At 57.5% G+C, this 15,485-nt stretch carries 13 protein-coding genes; 5 read left to right on the top strand and 8 right to left on the bottom strand.

What is annotated here, in order from left to right; genetic code table 11:
* Nucleotides 1-63: 63 nt before the first annotated feature.
* A complete protein-coding gene (locus UH5x_RS10135; protein WP_482635591.1) occupies nucleotides 64-1,203 on the bottom strand; it encodes an ABC transporter permease in 1,140 nt (379 codons plus the stop codon).
* Nucleotides 1,204-1,434: 231 nt separating this feature from the next.
* On the opposite strand from UH5x_RS10135, the gene UH5x_RS10140 reads away from it, so the two are divergent.
* Nucleotides 1,435-2,553 carry an alpha/beta fold hydrolase gene (locus UH5x_RS10140; protein WP_047815527.1) on the top strand — a complete coding sequence of 373 codons (1,119 nt, stop codon included), beginning with the start codon at nucleotides 1,435-1,437 and terminating at the stop codon, nucleotides 2,551-2,553.
* 97 nt (nucleotides 2,554-2,650) lie between these two features.
* Here the strand turns inward: UH5x_RS10140 and UH5x_RS10145 are convergent, their stop codons facing one another.
* Genes UH5x_RS10145 through hpt form a run of 3 tightly spaced genes read right to left on the bottom strand, consistent with a single transcriptional unit; the run spans nucleotide 2,651 to nucleotide 5,549 of the window.
* Nucleotides 2,651-3,775: a glycosyltransferase family 4 protein gene (locus UH5x_RS10145; RefSeq protein ID WP_482635592.1), complete on the bottom strand. Its 1,125-nt coding sequence runs from the start codon at nucleotides 3,773-3,775 to the stop codon at nucleotides 2,651-2,653.
* Nucleotides 3,772-5,019, bottom strand: coding sequence for a glycosyltransferase (locus tag UH5x_RS10150; RefSeq protein WP_482635593.1), 1,248 nt, complete (start codon nucleotides 5,017-5,019; stop codon nucleotides 3,772-3,774). The genes UH5x_RS10145 and UH5x_RS10150 overlap by 4 nt, the downstream gene beginning before the upstream one ends.
* On the bottom strand, nucleotides 5,016-5,549 hold the full coding sequence (hpt, locus tag UH5x_RS10155) for a hypoxanthine phosphoribosyltransferase (RefSeq protein ID WP_047815530.1): 534 nt from the start codon (nucleotides 5,547-5,549) through the stop codon (nucleotides 5,016-5,018). The genes UH5x_RS10150 and hpt overlap by 4 nt, the downstream gene beginning before the upstream one ends.
* Before the next feature lie 260 nt (nucleotides 5,550-5,809).
* Between hpt and UH5x_RS10160 the strand changes: the two genes are divergently transcribed.
* Nucleotides 5,810-6,154: a hypothetical protein gene (locus UH5x_RS10160; RefSeq protein ID WP_047815531.1), complete on the top strand. Its 345-nt coding sequence runs from the start codon at nucleotides 5,810-5,812 to the stop codon at nucleotides 6,152-6,154.
* Nucleotides 6,155-6,203: 49 nt separating this feature from the next.
* On the opposite strand, the gene UH5x_RS10165 is transcribed toward UH5x_RS10160, so the two are convergent.
* On the bottom strand, nucleotides 6,204-6,929 hold the full coding sequence (locus UH5x_RS10165) for a YceH family protein (RefSeq protein ID WP_482635594.1): 726 nt from the start codon (nucleotides 6,927-6,929) through the stop codon (nucleotides 6,204-6,206).
* Nucleotides 6,930-7,203: 274 nt separating this feature from the next.
* On the opposite strand from UH5x_RS10165, the gene UH5x_RS10170 reads away from it, so the two are divergent.
* Nucleotides 7,204-9,504 (top strand): AMP-binding protein, encoded by a 2,301-nt coding sequence (locus UH5x_RS10170; RefSeq protein ID WP_482635595.1) that lies wholly within the window; start codon nucleotides 7,204-7,206, stop codon nucleotides 9,502-9,504.
* Nucleotides 9,505-9,622: 118 nt separating this feature from the next.
* On the opposite strand, the gene UH5x_RS10175 is transcribed toward UH5x_RS10170, so the two are convergent.
* The 3 genes from UH5x_RS10175 to UH5x_RS10185 all read right to left on the bottom strand — a co-directional run bounded on the left by UH5x_RS10175 (nucleotide 9,623) and on the right by UH5x_RS10185 (nucleotide 13,013).
* The gene (locus UH5x_RS10175; RefSeq protein WP_047815612.1) at nucleotides 9,623-9,961 is read right to left on the bottom strand and encodes a hypothetical protein; all 339 of its coding nucleotides are present in this window, start codon (nucleotides 9,959-9,961) and stop codon (nucleotides 9,623-9,625) included.
* Nucleotides 9,962-10,118: 157 nt separating this feature from the next.
* Entirely contained in the window at nucleotides 10,119-11,246 is a 1,128-nt protein-coding gene (locus UH5x_RS10180; RefSeq protein ID WP_047815533.1) for an aldose epimerase family protein, read from the bottom strand.
* A gap of 111 nt (nucleotides 11,247-11,357) precedes the next feature.
* Nucleotides 11,358-13,013, bottom strand: a complete 1,656-nt coding sequence (locus tag UH5x_RS10185) for a solute:sodium symporter family transporter (protein WP_047815613.1) — start codon at nucleotides 13,011-13,013, stop codon at nucleotides 11,358-11,360.
* Nucleotides 13,014-13,398: 385 nt separating this feature from the next.
* Between UH5x_RS10185 and UH5x_RS10190 the strand changes: the two genes are divergently transcribed.
* Nucleotides 13,399-14,151 carry a DUF6677 family protein gene (locus UH5x_RS10190; RefSeq protein WP_047815614.1) on the top strand — a complete coding sequence of 251 codons (753 nt, stop codon included), beginning with the start codon at nucleotides 13,399-13,401 and terminating at the stop codon, nucleotides 14,149-14,151.
* Nucleotides 14,152-14,223: 72 nt separating this feature from the next.
* The gene (locus UH5x_RS10195) at nucleotides 14,224-15,393 is read left to right on the top strand and encodes an AraC family transcriptional regulator (RefSeq protein ID WP_315852651.1); all 1,170 of its coding nucleotides are present in this window, start codon (nucleotides 14,224-14,226) and stop codon (nucleotides 15,391-15,393) included.
* Nucleotides 15,394-15,485: the final 92 nt, after the last annotated feature.

Raw genomic sequence — 15,485 nt, forward strand, 5'->3', positions numbered from 1 at the left:
CACGCCAAACCCTACCTTCGAATGTTTCGTTGTTTCATGTGTCATGCGTCATTCGCCTCGCAATCATCCCTGGTGGCGAAGGGCATCCGCAGGGCGCATCTGTGACGCACGCCAAACGGGCAATGACGCGCCCAAAACACCAATCCCTAACCCCACGACGAGCCCTCGCACCCAGACCCCTGTCGCGATCGTCGGCTGCAGCAATCCACCCGTTGCTTCGCTGTTTGCCAACACCTGCAGCAACACGCTCGCACCGAGTCCGCCCAAAACCGAAGCCATCAACGCAAGCATCACCGATTCGCAAAGGATCACTCCCGCGATTCGCTTGGCTGGCCAACCGATCGCTCGCAAAATCCCAATCTCGCCGGTTCGTTCCAGAACACTGGTCATCATGGTGTTGAGCGTTCCAATCGCTCCCACCAACAACGCGATCGTCGATGTCATCCAAGCCATCGCGCCGGCCAATTGCATCCGAGTATCCGAGCTCACAAACTCATCCGTCGCCAAGGGCAGAAGCTTGACATCCACCGCTTTGATTCGCTCCACCACCTGACCAACGTCGGACGCTTGGATCGACTCGTCCAGCACCACGTTGATGTAAGTGATTTGCCCGTCACGGCCAGCCAAATCCTGAAGCTGGTCCAACGGCACGATCATCGAACCGTTTTCCCAAACGCTTCCGCTTTGGAAAACTCCCGCGACAAGAAACGGTTCATCGAACAGATTCAAAATCGCGCCCGGCTGACAATCCAGTCGTCCTGCCAGGTTCTCGCCCAAATAAACCTGCCCCTTCACCTCGGAGTTCTCAGACGCCAACGAACCGGCCAATTGCATCTCGTAGTCCTTGAACAACCACGATTCGGTCCGCATTCCCATCGCTGGAATTCCGTAAACCTGCTGGTCTTCCGCCGACAAGGTTTCCAAAAGAACTCCCGCCGCACTGGCGACACCTTCGACCGCCGTCACCCGCGCGACATAAGTTTCTTCCAGCGAACTGCTCAAACGATCCGCGGAACCTTGGCGTGAAACAACCACATCGACTCGATGTGATTCATACACCCCACGGAATGACTCCGTGAACCCTTCGGCCACGCCCGACAAAGCCATCACGGAACCAATCGCGGTGGCCAAGGCCATCAGCGTCAGCCCCGTGCGCAGCGGTCGCCGCCACAGGCTTTTGAGCACGAAACCGAAGTAAGTCAACGGATCACCTAGGTAACTGGGTCAAGTGAAAACAACGAACGATCTAAATCGGTGACGACCGCCTGACTTCGGCACCCATCTTCAAAATTGCAAATTGACAGAAAATGGACGATTCAAAGGTACCACTCTGCGTTGGATCAAGAAAACCCTCTGGGGTTTGAGCTATTGTATTGGCGGCGTTTCACACGTCCCCTCCCCAAATCCCCCTTCTTTCCCCCAACAAGTGACCCCATGCCGAGTTTCACACCCTCGCGTTCTGTCTTGAGAATCCCTCGCGTCAAAGTGGCTGGATGGCGGACCGCCGCCGCTCTCCTGGCCGGATGTGTCATCCTTATCCCTTCCATCGTCACAGCCCAAACCCGCGGGCCAGCCGAAAAAGCCGCCAAACAAGATCGTTTTGAAATCACCGCTCGCGCATCGGAGATCGATCCTCGCGTGAAGGCCTACCCGGAAATCAATTTCTTGATCGAGGACGCCAAAGGAAAACCGGCGGATCAACAGCAGGCGATGTTCAATCCCAACGTCAATTCCCGAGGCCAATTGGTGATTTGGTTGATGGGCCACAACTCACAGCTGTTCGAAAAAGTAGGCGATTACGGCCTGCATGCGATTCGAGTCCACTACGCCAACAAGTGGTTCAGCATCTGCTGCCAAGAAAAACCGGTTCCCCCGACCTGTCGCGGCAACATGCGTCTGGAAGCCGCCACGGGGGAAGACTACACCGACGAAGTGGACCTGGCCAAACCTGACGGGATGGCGGAACGAGCCTTCCAATTTGTTCGTTGGCTGGCCGAACGAAATTCACCCGGCAACTGGGAACAATTCCTCAACGAAGACCGCACCGACCTGAACTGGGACAAAGTCATCGTGGCCGGCAGTTCTCACGGTTCGACCACCGCCGCGAGATTTGCCAAGCACCAACGAGTCGCTCGCGTCGTCGCGTTGTGTGGACCGCGGGACCAGCACCAAAACTGGCAAGCCCTTCCGTCGGCGACGCCGCCGAACCGCTACTTCGCGTTCTCTCACGTGCTGGACGGTGGCTGGGTCGATGACCACTACTGCCGCAGCTGGGAAATGCTCGGACTGAATGCCTTCGGCCCGATTGTCAACGTCGATGAACAGGCACCGCCCTATGGACACACCCGCCGTTTGATCACGGACTTCGATGTCGACGGAGACGCCAAGCGAGCGCACAGCAGCGTGCAGCCAGGACGCTCCGCCGCCAAGGATCCGAAAACGGGCGAGTACAAACACGAAGCGGTCTGGCGTTACCTCTTCACGCATCCTGTCGACCAAGTTGGCACGCCCGTTGATCGCGATCCCGATTGCACTCACGACCAAAAACAGTGAATGCCGTTGGAGATTTGTTTCGCATAAATCAGAGGGTTCTGCAGCAATGCTGCAGGGCCCTCTTTGCGAATGGCAGCGAGCGTGATCAGCGATTTGATCACCTCTCAGGCAAAACCCGCTCCGACAAAAGTCGCACGTAGAGTTCGATGTGGCGCTCGACCATCGCGTCGAGCGAGAACTCCGTGACGATGCGTTGTCGGGCTCGCTCGGAGACCCGCTTGCATTCCTCTGGGTCATTCAAAGCCGACAAACTTCGGCGGACCAAAGCCGCCTCGTCCCCCAGCGGAAACAGCCATCCGGTTTCCCCTTCGATGACCAAGTCTCGATTGCCGGGAATGTCCGATGCGACCACGGGAACGCCCGCCAACATCGCTTCGATCACCGCGTTGCTTTGCCCTTCGTATTCACTCGCGATCCAAAACAGATCCGCGTGCGGCAGCAGTTCAGCGACATCCTCTCGCTGCCCCGCGAAACGAACGTGCAACGGCGAGGACACCGCGTCTCGGTGGCGAACCAATTCATCTCGCTGGGGCCCGTCCCCAATGATCACCAACGTCGTCGCCCCGTGCGTGGTCGCCAGCAACTCGCCTGACCAGATCAAATCACGAATTCGTTTTTGAGGCCACAGTCGACCGACGGCCAGAATCAATCGACGATCTGGCTGCACATCCAACCGGCCCATCGCCTCCTCGCGATCGATCTCGCAGAGTCCCGTTGTGCCGACAGACTCGACTCCATTGGGAATGACCACAAACTGCGCCGGATCCAACCTATTGGCCGAGTAAAATTCTTGGACGCCGGTACTGTTTGTCGTGATCGCCTGCGAGAGCTTCTGCAATCGTCGATCAATGCGAAAGTGCCAGGACGTCTTCCAGGGATCCACGCAACGCTCGCTGGCAATGATGACGGGAACCCCCGCCCATTTCGCAGCCACACGCCCAAAGCAATTCGCGGCGAACAACCATGTGTGCACCACATCGGGTGCGAAATGAATGAGCTCCTTCTTCAATCGAAACAACGCCGTTGGATCCACTTTGAAACGCTTGCCAATCAAGTCGACGGGGATGCCAGCGTCTCGCAGCGCTGCACTCCGAGGGCCATCACGCGTGAGCAAGAACACGCGGACGTCATGCCCGGCTTCATGCAACCCCTTGGCAAGCAGGACCACCTGTTTTTCGGCGCCACCACGGTCCATGGTGGGAATGACCAAGGCGATCTTCATGAGGCTTTCGGGTTGGACATGTTTTGATCGGGACGCAAAATGGATTGCCAGAACGTCAATTCCGGTTCCAAGGGATGACGACGCGAAAGATCGCGTGCCAATTCGAAGGCATGTTGCTTGGCCATTTCCAAATCGCCCCAAACGGAACGAAACGCTTTCCGCAGCGTACTCGGCTTGGCTGGCTCATACCAAGCCAACGAATCCAAAATGGAAGCGTCGAATTGGGTTTGCAAGTATTCCCTCGCCGCTGGATGATCGGCGACAATCACGGGAAGCCCCGCCGCCAATGTTGCCGGAAAGGTGAACCGCAGCTGAGAATCTTCGTTCAGCACGACGGCGTCAACCGAACGCCAGATTTCCGTCATGTCCGAAAACGACCCCGGAATCGCGACGACACTGCGAACGCCTTCGGCTCGGAGTTCCGCGTGCACCCAGTCGCGCAGCTTGCCGTCGCCAAGCATCCAGATTCTCAGATCCGGATCTCGGGCAGCGAGAAAACGGGCGCTCTGGACCAAGGCGCCCACACCACTTTCGGAGGACGCCGGTCCGGCCATCGGCCCGCACCACAGAAGCACGCGTGAATCGTTGTCGGTGGTCAGGTCGAGATTGATCCCACGCAAACTCCTTCTCGCGTCCATTCGTTCCTCATTTGTCACCCTGACCGGTCGATGGAAACCGACCGGACGCCGGCGAAGCTTTTCCGCCGGAACACCGTGCGAAACCAAGTAACGATCCGTTTTGGCATGGTCCGTGACCACGGCATCCATCCCAATGCAGGATTGCAGGACGCGGCGGCCGCTTCTCGTGTTTTGGCACCAGGTCTCATCCGAATCCTCGCCCCATCCGCCGCACATCGCAACACCCACGGTGGCTCTCGCGCCGCCCACCTCCGGCGCCCCCGACTGAACTGCGGTGGCCACCGCCCGAGATTCCTCCCGAAGTTGATCACAGACGATCGCATCGAGCCCGGGCATTCTCTCAGCCAACCAGTGTCCTAAATGCCGGACGTAACGCTGCGTCGACCAATCACCGCGAGGGGCTGCCGCCACACGATGAACCTTCACGTCACCCAACATGATTTCGGTTGGCCAAGTGTTGCCGTGCCGAGGCGTCACGACCTGCACCTGCATGCCCCAGCTCGCCAACCGCTGGGTCAATTCAAACGTCGCCGCAGCGGCTTCGTGTCGCCCCGCGCACAGCGGCCAATAGTGCCGAGCCACGAACATCACCCGAGACGCACTCACTGGCGCGCCGTCGCTTCAATCTCGTCCGGTTCCAACACACCGATGAACGGCAAGTTGCGATACATGTCGAGGTAGTCCAGCCCATACCCGACGACAAATTCGTCCGGGATTTCAAACGCCACGAAGTCAGGCTTCGGGCCGATCTGCTCCGGTCGCAACTTCCGAAGCAAGACCGCCGTGGAAACGCTGGAGGCGCCCATGTCCGCGATCGCTTCGCTGAGCTTGGTCAACGTGGCTCCGGTGTCATAAATATCATCCACCAACAACACATCCCGGTTCTGCACATCGATCAGCATCTTGGAATCGATTTCCAATTTGCCCGCCTGTGTTCCGCCCCGATAACTCGACGCATGAATCACGCCGACTCGCTGAGGCATCGACAACCGGCGAATCAAATCGGCGAAGAGGACCAACGATCCGGTCATCACCGCGACCACTGTGATGGGCCGATCGCCGTAGTGGGAATCAATTTCCTTGGCCAACTTCGACACCCCGTCATCGAGCTGGGATTCGTCAATCAGCGTTCGCATGGCGGGTCAAAGAGAAAGAGGATCAAGGAAGTGGTAGCAAAGCGACGTGACGAGCCTTCACCGCGACGAAGGCCCGCAACCAGTGTCAAACCAGTCCGATTGCGTAAACCAGCGAAAAGGCAGCGAATTTCCCGGTCGAGTCACCCCTGATGCGGGAACGCGACCGACCGATGCCCTGACCGCCTGCGGTCCGATTGAAAGGGTTGGGTTGTCTTCGTCGGCACCCATTTTGCCCTATCAATCGTGGATCGAACAGACGCATGACGCCATCGCAAAAATTGGCACGGGCTCGTCACTGCTTCCAGGCTTGGCTGAACACCCAACCCGCAGAAGATTCGCCGGATACCATTCAAATTCGCCCGAGTGAACCGCAAGCCGAATGGAGTGAATCCGTCTTCATTTGCGACGGATTCTATCGAGGTCGCCGGTTCCGCACCGACAGCACTTCGGCCATCTGGTTCACCGAAGAGGATGAGTTGAAAATCCACGACGAAGACGGTTCCTGCGTTGAAACCCTGTCGTCCGCTGAGATGGAAGCACAATTCGCTGCCGCCCAACCTCAGACTGACACCGCTCAAACCGAACCACTGCGCCGAGCCGCTTAGGAGTCAAATGGCTCAGGAACCGCCGGGAAAGAAATGCCCGGTCCGCACGCTATGACTCGAGGAACTCCAAGCGTTTTTCAAGCGCCTCGAGTTTGGCGGTCACGCTGTCGAGTCGATCTTGAATTTTGTCGATTCGATCATCGTGGGCGGACTTCCCTGACCCAGATTCCACCGGTTCCAATGTGACAGGTGCCGATTTGGGGGGCGCTGCCGAAGCGTCCTGCTTCTTGATTTTGTCAACCAAGTACAAGCGTTCTTGGGGCGTGTACAAGCAGTGCGAGAATGTTTGCCCGCGCCCCGAAGGCGTCAGCGATTCGACCAAACCTTTCTCGATCAACGAATCCAATTCGGTCTTGAGCGAATCCAGGTCGGGAAATTTGTGCATGCGAGACGCTCGGGTGCGCAACTCGCCCGCGGTTTGGGGCCCACGCAGCAACAACTCGGTCATGATCGCCGCCCCGGGACTGTCGACCCCCAGCCACTCATAGGCTGCGTGCCGGTACTTCGTCACCCGTCCGCTGCCTTGGATCTCGCGAGCCGCACCGGCGGCCCGAAGCTCATCCAAGGCTGACAGAGCGTCCGATTCATCCACCTGCATTTGCGGTGAACGATTGGACTTTTGATTGCAGCCCGTGATCAAACCGGCCAAGGAAAGTGGGTAGCCGTCCGGCGTCGTCTTGGCCTTTTCAACCAACACGCCCAAGCAACGTCTCCCAGCGGCGGACAACGGGTGAGGTTGGCTGGTTTCGTTTTCAGCAGCGTTTTCTTCGTTCATGCAATTTCCTTCTTGATGCAAACCGCCTGGCGTCGATCGTGATCGCGCGAGCGGCAAGAAACGGGGAGCCTCTCGCGAGCCTCGGTTCAATCCGTTGACAATCCAATCGAACAACTCATGGCCAATCGAACGACTCATGGTAGCTTTTTCCCGACTTCTTGGCAGCAACCAACGATTTCCTCGAGCCGCTCTCTCGACGCAGGGCTCCAGACCGTATCATCATGCGTTGGGCTGCATCGCGAGGATACAGCCACATCGTTTTCGACTTGTGTAGGTGGAGCTGCTGCCGGTGGACACGTATCTCATCATCTTGATTGTTCTCATTGCCCTGCTGGTCATCGCGATCTTGCTGGCCGTGTTCTCTCCACGGCTGTTTGTTCGTGGCCTGTTTCGCCCGGTCCTGGCCACTTTCTACCGGAAACGTGTCGTGGGATTGGAGAAATTCCCGAAGGAAGGCGGTTGCCTTCTGGTCAGCAACCACATGTCGTGGATCGATGGGATCTTGATTCTGTGGGCCCTTCCACGAAACGTTCGCTTCGTGGTCGACGGCAGCAACTTCACGTCCAAGATCGGCGATTATCTCGGCCGAGCCTTTGACACGATCTTCATGATGGGCGGCCCCAAGTCGATTGGACGAGCCATCCGTGACGCCCGCGAAGGGCTGAACAAGGGTGACGTGGTCGGCATTTTCCCCGAGGGCACGATCACGCGAACCGGGCAATTGCAGGCCTTCCGCCCGGGGATGAGCAAAATCCTGAAGAACACCGACGCGAAAGTCGTTCCGGTTCACTTGGAAGGAATGTGGGGCAGCATTTTCAGTTTCTCCGGCGGCAAGTACTTCTGGAAATGGCCCGACAAGTTTCGACGGACAATCACGGTGTACGTCGGCGATCCGCTGCCGGCCGACGCCCCGATCTCCACCGTTCGCGGCAAGGTCCAAGCCTTGGGGTCCCAAGCCCAAATCGATCACCGTCGCGAATTCCCAGTGCTGGCACGCCAAGTTCTGCGGGTCTGGCGACGCCGGGGCAAACGACTGCAAGCCGCCGACACCTTGGGCACAGAAGTGGGTGGCAGAAAACTGTTGATCAACACGCTGGCTCTGCGCCGCTGCCTGCATCGAGAGGTGTTCTCCAAAGACGAACAATTCATTGGCGTGCTGCTTCCCCCCAGCGTCGGTGCCGTCGCGGTGAACGTGGCCTTGGCCGCTGATCGACGTGTCAGCGCCAATCTCAACTACACCGTCAGCAGCGAGGTGATGAACCACTGCATCCACGATGTGGGAATCAAACACGTGCTGACCAGCGATCGGTTCTTGGAAAAGATCGATGTGGAACTGGACGCCGAAATTGTTTCGCTGGACAAACTGAAAGAAAAAGTCAGCTTGGCCGACAAAGTCATCGCGGCCCTCCAAGCGACGATTGTGCCGAGCTGGCTGCTGGATCGAATTCTGGGCCTGAACAAAATCCAGAGCGATGACCTGTTGACCGTCATCTTCACCAGCGGTTCCACCGGAATGCCCAAAGGCGTGCTGCTATCCAACGCAAACGTCAGCCACAATGTCGATGCCGTCAATCGTGCGATCCGCCTGACCACCGAAGACGTGGTCATCGGCGTGCTGCCATTCTTTCATTCGTTTGGTTACGCGGTCACGCTCTGGGCAGCACAAACGCTTGGCCCCGCCGGTGTCTACCACTTCAACCCGCTGGATTCCAAACAGATCGGCAAACTGGCCGAGAAGTACAAGGCCACGGTGCTGCTGGGCACACCGACGTTCATGCGTGGTTACCTGCGACGCATCACCCCGGAACAATTCAAGACGCTCAATGTCGCGGTGGTGGGCGCCGAGAAGATGCCCGCCGACCTGTTCGATGCCTTTGAGAAACGCTTTGGAGTCCGCCCCGTCGAAGGCTACGGCACGACGGAAATGAGCCCCTTGGTCAGCGTCAACATTCCGCCCTCACGTTCGGCTGCGAAGTTTCAACCCGATCGCGTCGAAGGCAGTGTGGGCCGTCCCTTGCCCGGGATCTCAGCGAGGATCGTCTCGCCTGACGATGGAACCGAATTGGATGCCAATGAAGACGGCATGCTGCTCGTGACCGGTCCCAATGTGATGCGAGGCTACGCCAATCGCGATGACCTGACTCAATCCGCTGTCATCGATGGTTGGTACACGACCGGTGATATCGCGCACATCGACAACGATGGCTTCTTGCACATCACGGGGCGTCTGAGTCGCTTCTCCAAGATCGCTGGCGAGATGGTGCCACACGTTCGAATCGAAGAGGAACTTGGCAAACTGCTCTCCGAAGGTGAGGACGACGACCAAGTCCGCGTTTGCGTCACCGCCGTTCCATGCGACCGCAAAGGCGAACGCATCATCGTCTTGCATTTGCCCACGTCCCAGATCCCCGACGCACTCCGCGAAGGGCTGAAGGAAGCCGGACTGGCAAACTTGTTCATCCCAGCCGCTGACAGTTTCTTCGAAGTCGACCAGATCCCGCTGCTGGGAACCGGAAAACTTGACCTCAAAGGTGCCCGAGATCGGGCCAGCGAACTCACGCTGGCGAGTTGCTGAAAAGAATCGCCACGTCCAGATCGCAACGCGAACGGACGGGCAAATCGCAATGCAGAAGGCACGGGCCTGCCATCGGCCCGGTTTCTCAAGCGGTTGCGATGCTTTGCCAGCCGACGGCTCAGCTCGACTCGATCTCGTCTTCTTGACTGACGGGCGAGTTCAAATCGATCGCTTCGAATCGACTGCGATAAAGAATGCGTTCCCACCACCGAGCCCGCCGCAACGACGGATCGTCTGCACTCACCAAATGGCGTTTCCCGCGACGGGTGCAGATCTTCAATTGGTTGTCAGCCAGGACTTCTTCCACCATCCAGTACTTCTCCACCACGTAGCGGTAGGTGTTTCCCTTCCCAGCGGCATGAACGTCGGAAGCACGCGGCCCCGGCGAAACACTGCTTTTGTGTTTGCGGTAGATCACCCAATCGTTTCGCTGAAATTGATTTGCGGCCAATGTCATTCCTGAGACGTGGATTTGAGCCAACTTACCTGACTGGGATGATGGCAGCTTTCAGAAAACGACACAATTGGTGGTGCGATCCATTGTCGTCAGGAACGCGAAATCGCTTGGAAGATTGCCTCCAAGCGATTCACGCGTGACCCGGGGATTGCGTGGATCATTTCGTCGAGAAGCGGAACACCGTTGTCGTGTCATACTTCTCACCAGGCTTCAAAATCGCCGATGGAAACGTCGGCTGATTGGGGCTGTCGGGGAAGTGCTGAGTCTCCAAGCAGAACCCTCCTCGATGCACGTAAGATTTGCCCGACTTCCCTTCCAAACGTCCATCCAAGAAGTTCCCGCAATAGAACTGGATCCCCGGTTCAGTGGTGCGAATTTCCATGACACGGCCAGTGACTGGCTCGAGAACACGGGCTGCCCACATCATTTCCCCTGGCTCACCGGAACGATCGAGCACAAAGTTGTGGTCGTATCCCAGCCCGAATTCGAGTTGTTCGTTGTCGACACCGATGTCGCGTCCAATCGTTTTCGCCTTTCGAAAATCAAACGGTGTCCCTTCCACCTCCCGCAATTCACCGGTGGGAATCAAGGTCGAATCAACCGGGGTGAATTTCGAAGCGTTCAATATCAACTCGTGGTCGAGGATGGTCCCGTTGCCCTCTCCGGCCAAGTTGAAATAAGTGTGCTGGGTCAGGTTGATCGGGGTGGCTTTGTCCGTCGTCGCTTCGTAGTGGACAATCAATTCGTTTTCGTCCGTCCACTGGTAAGTGACCGCGACGCTCAGATTGCCGGGGTACCCCTCTTCACCATCTTTCGCGTGGTAGGTCATCTTCAACGCTGGCTTTCCATTGACCGCCGTGGGCACAGCATCCCAGACAACTTTGTCAAATCCGATCACGCCACCGTGCAAGTGATTGGGGCCATTGTTGGTCGCCAACGAATAAGTCTCGCCGTCCAACGTGAACTCACCCTCGGCGATTCGGTTCCCGTAGCGCCCAACCACCGCACCGAAGTAGGGCTTGTCGACTGCGTTGATGTAGCTTTCAACGGAGTCATACCCCAGCGCCACGTCGCCCAACTTCCCGTCGCGATCAGGCACCACGATGGAGGTCACGATCGCACCGAAGTTGGTGATCTGAACCTTGGCACCGGACTTGTTTTCAAGTGTGTACAGCTGGATCGAATCAAAGTCCTCGACCTGCATCTGATCTTGTGCCCGGCCAGGAACGGCAAGGCATCCAAGCATCAACACACCCGCAAACCAATGTGCAAAGAGTCGGTTCATACAAATTCTCCAAGAAGCGATCGAAGTGAGTTTGAAAGGAAAGGGGATCTTGCGACGACCGCTGGACCAATCACGGTGTCGCCGCTTGAACGATGAGATGAATGGAACAACCTAAATCGCGAAGTACGCGTAGACGCCCAAGCACAGCAGAACCAAAACGCCGCCGACGTAAGGAGCCGGTTTCCACGGGGTCAAGTCAACCAATTTGGCATCCCGTTGCTCGTAGGGCGAATCCCGACGAATCCCCATCGCCACCATCACCAACTGCAGTGCGACCAACAGGACAAACACCGCGCCCATGTAGTGAAACCCATTGCCGAAGATGGAAACCAGCCAACCGTCGTCGCCGCCGCTGCGGAAGGTCCCGATCACCATCAACACCAAACCGACAATCAACGCGACCATCGCGGATCGCCCGTCCGCAGTCTTGTGAAACAACCCCAACAAAATCACCGAGGCCAATGGGATGAAGTAGACCCCGTTGAGACCTTGGAAGAAACTGAAAACACCTTCGCGCCCGTAAAAGACCAGCGGAGCCGCGATGACAGCAAAAACGGCAACAACGAAACTGCAAACCTGGCCTGAGAAACGCACCTGTTTCGTGGTCGCATCCGGCCGAATGTATTGCTTGTAAACGTCCAACGAGAACAACGTTGCCGCCGAGTTCAACACCGAATTGAACGTCGAAAGAATCGAACCGATCACCACCGCAGCAAAGAACCCGAGCAACCATTCTGGCAACACTCGTGCGACCAACGCACCGTAGGCCTGACTGGACTTCCAATCGCCGTCGGCATTCAACCCGACGGCATCAATCATCTGCTGGTCCTCGGCGGTGATGACCAGATACGCCGCTGCGATCCCAGGCAACACGAGGATCAACGGGGCCAAGATCTTAAAGAACGCGGCCAGCAAGACTCCCTTTTGACCTTCCGCCAAATTCTTCGCCCCGAAAGTTCGCTGAATGATTTGCTGGTTGGTGGTCCAGTAAAAGAAATTGAGCAGCAACACTCCCGTGAACAACGTTGGCCAGTGAGTTGATTCGTCCGCTGCACCGAGCGACCGAAATGCGTCGGGATCCGCTTCCTGAATCTTCTGAAGTGCGCCCCCAATTCCACCTTCGTCTCCCGCGACAACCTGCAGCGAAAAGTAGGTGATCATCAAACCGCCAACCAACAACCCGGCACCGTTGAACGTGTCGGAAACCGCGATGGCACGCAATCCACCAAAGATCGCGTAGGCACCGCCCAACGATGCGATGAAGACCAGCAACATCCAAATCATCTGGTAGTCGGTGACCCCGAACCGAACATGAAGCGACAACATGCTGTTGAGCCCGTTGGCGCCCAAAAACAAGACAAATGGCAACAGGATCAGCATGTAGGCAACGATGAAAATTGCCGCCGTCAACGCACGCACCCCGCGACCGTAACGTTCCTCCAGAAACTGCGGGATGGTCGCGATCCCCGATTTCAAATACCGAGGTAAAAACACCAGCGCCAAAACGACCAGTGAGATCCCCGCGACCACTTCCCAGCACATCACCGACAACCCATCGCTGAAGGAGTCTGCGTTGAGCCCCACCAATTGCTCCGTGGACAAATTGGTCAGCAGCAAACTTCCCGCGATGAAGACGCCAGTGAGCGAACGACCGGCTAAGAAATAACCCTCATCGGTGTCCACGTCGCTGCCACGCGTCTTCCACCAAGTCAGAAACGCTACCAGACCAGTGAAGAACAGAAAGGAAACGAGCGTGGTGGTGTTCATGGACATCCTCGGGGGTTGCATCATGCAAGGGGGTTTCAGCGAGACGACATACCATACAGCGTCACCCCACCCCTTACAGCCTCCACGAACTATTTTCTGCCGTTCCACACACTCAAGTGGCACGGATCCACCCTTCGATCATGATCCACTTGACGCCCGTGCGAGAAGGCCCCTCCAAACCAACCGTTCACCCTAAGACATTTTGCCCGGCAAGCTCACCCCTTTCCGGGTGGCACCAAATCACTGAATGGAGGATCCAATCCATGGAATTGGAGGGACTGGCTATCGCCCACGGGCTGAATCTCGCAAAATGACACGCTTCAAGCCTGCCCCTCCGTTTGGGCATTTGCCCGCATTCCGAATTTTCGTCAGTCCCCAATCACTCATGGCCCAACGTTCACGCAGATCTCGAGCCGCTGAGACCACCGCAGGCGCGAGTCCCAACGGCTCCGACCCAAACCAAGCCTCCGATAAAAGCGCCCCCTCAAAAAACGAACCCATTCAGGTCAATCCCAAGGTCTTCAACGGCGACACTCAGATCGAGGTCGACGGGATCCAAGTCAACTTGCGGAATCGCTATTTAGCGGCGTTTCTGGCTTGGTTGGTGCCCGGAGCAGGGCATTACTACCAAGGTCGCCACACCAAGGGCACTTTGTTCGTGATCAGCATTCTCTCGATTTGGACCCTGGGATTTGCACTGGGCGGCTTTCACGTCGTTTACGCCTCGTGGTACCCCGGCGACAAACGCTGGCACTACTTCCTCCAAGCCGGAGTGGGCTCCGCCGCACTCCCCGCGCTGGTTCAGGGCAATCGAATGCGCCTGGCGACGGACAATCGCGGGCGAACTCGTCAGGACTACGAACCTTGGTGGAACGGCTTCATGGCGCCCCCACACCGTCCCGTCGACGAATCCGAGGCCGATGAAGTCGCCGCCTGGTATGCCCGGCGTGGCTCGGGCTACGAAATGGGCACCTGGTACACGATGATCGCAGGGCTGCTGAACTTCTTGGTGGTTTACGATGCGTTTGGCGGCCCTTTGGCGGTTCCGATCAGCGGTCGCAAAAAACGCGAGTCGGAACAATCCGAAAACTCTCCCGACAACGAAGAAGCGGCAGCGCAATTTGCGGAAACGAGCTGACGCGATCACACTCTCCTCTGCGATCCCGGTCGCCTTCTCTAATCAACTGACTTTACTGTTGAAGGACGCGCGTTGAACAAACCTGCTCGCTCCAAACCTCACGTGGCGCTGATGGTCGAAACCGCGACTGTCTACGGACGTGAAGTGCTGTCTGGAATCATGCGTTTCATGCGAACGCAAGAAGATTGGTCGGTCTTCCTCGAACAACGCGACCTCATGACGTCGCCACCGGCCTGGCTGAACGATTGGCAGGGCGACGGGATCATCTCGCGAGGATCCACCAATGAAATGATCGAGGCCGCCGTCCAGCGGAACATTCCGGTCATCGAATTGAACGATCGCAGCGAAGTCGACAAGGCGCACGTCCGCAGCGATGACGCCAAAATTGGTGAAATGGCCGCCCGCCACCTGATGGAACGCGGATTCCAACACTTCGGGTTCTGCGGCTTTGATTTCGAAGCCTGGTCGCATCGACGCCAAGAAGCGTTCACCAAAACGGTCCAACAAGAAGGATGCCAGTGCGATTCGTTCAACTCGCCCTGGATGAATCTGGCCCGACCCTGGGAGGAGGACCAACAATCCATCTCGGATTGGCTGCAAGCGTTGCCCAAACCCTGCGGAATCTTCACCTGCAACGACCTTCGCGGCCAACATGTCCTGGCGGTTTGTTCCACCCTGGAACTGACCGTCCCCGAAGAAGTTGCCGTGATCGGGGCCGACAACGACGAACTGCTTTGCCAATTCTGCCAACCGCCACTGTCCAGCGTGATCCCCAACGCGGAAGCGGTCGGCTTCCTCGCCGCGGAACGTTTGTCTCGCCAAATGAAGGGCGAATCGCACCACGAATCACAGCAAGTGGTGGCGCCCACTGGAGTCGCAACCCGACTTTCCACCGATGTCGTTGCCATCGACCACCCCGAAGTTGCCTCGGCGCTGGCTTATATCCGGCAACACGCTTGCGAAGGCCTGACGGTCGACGAAGTCCTGCAAAACGTTGCGGTCAGCCGCAGCACCCTCGAACGACAACTCCGTCGCTACCTGGGACGCACCCCGCAGCAGGAAATCCGCAACGTCCAACTCAAACGCGTCCGAGAATTGCTGGTCACCACCGAAATGGCCGCCGAACAAATCGCCTATCGGGCAGGCTTCGATCACCCGGAATACATGCACTACGTGTTCAAACGTGACCTGGGTTTGACCCCTGGGCAATACCGGCAAAGTGTCCGCGGGCAGGATGGTTGACTCCCCGCCTCCGAATCAGGGGTGAGATCCCAGCGCCAACGCCGTCGATTTCCCGTGCAAATGCGACGGGAACCCAGGAAGAAAATTTGGTC

The sequence above is a fragment of the Rhodopirellula sp. UH5 genome, assembly GCF_056839225.1.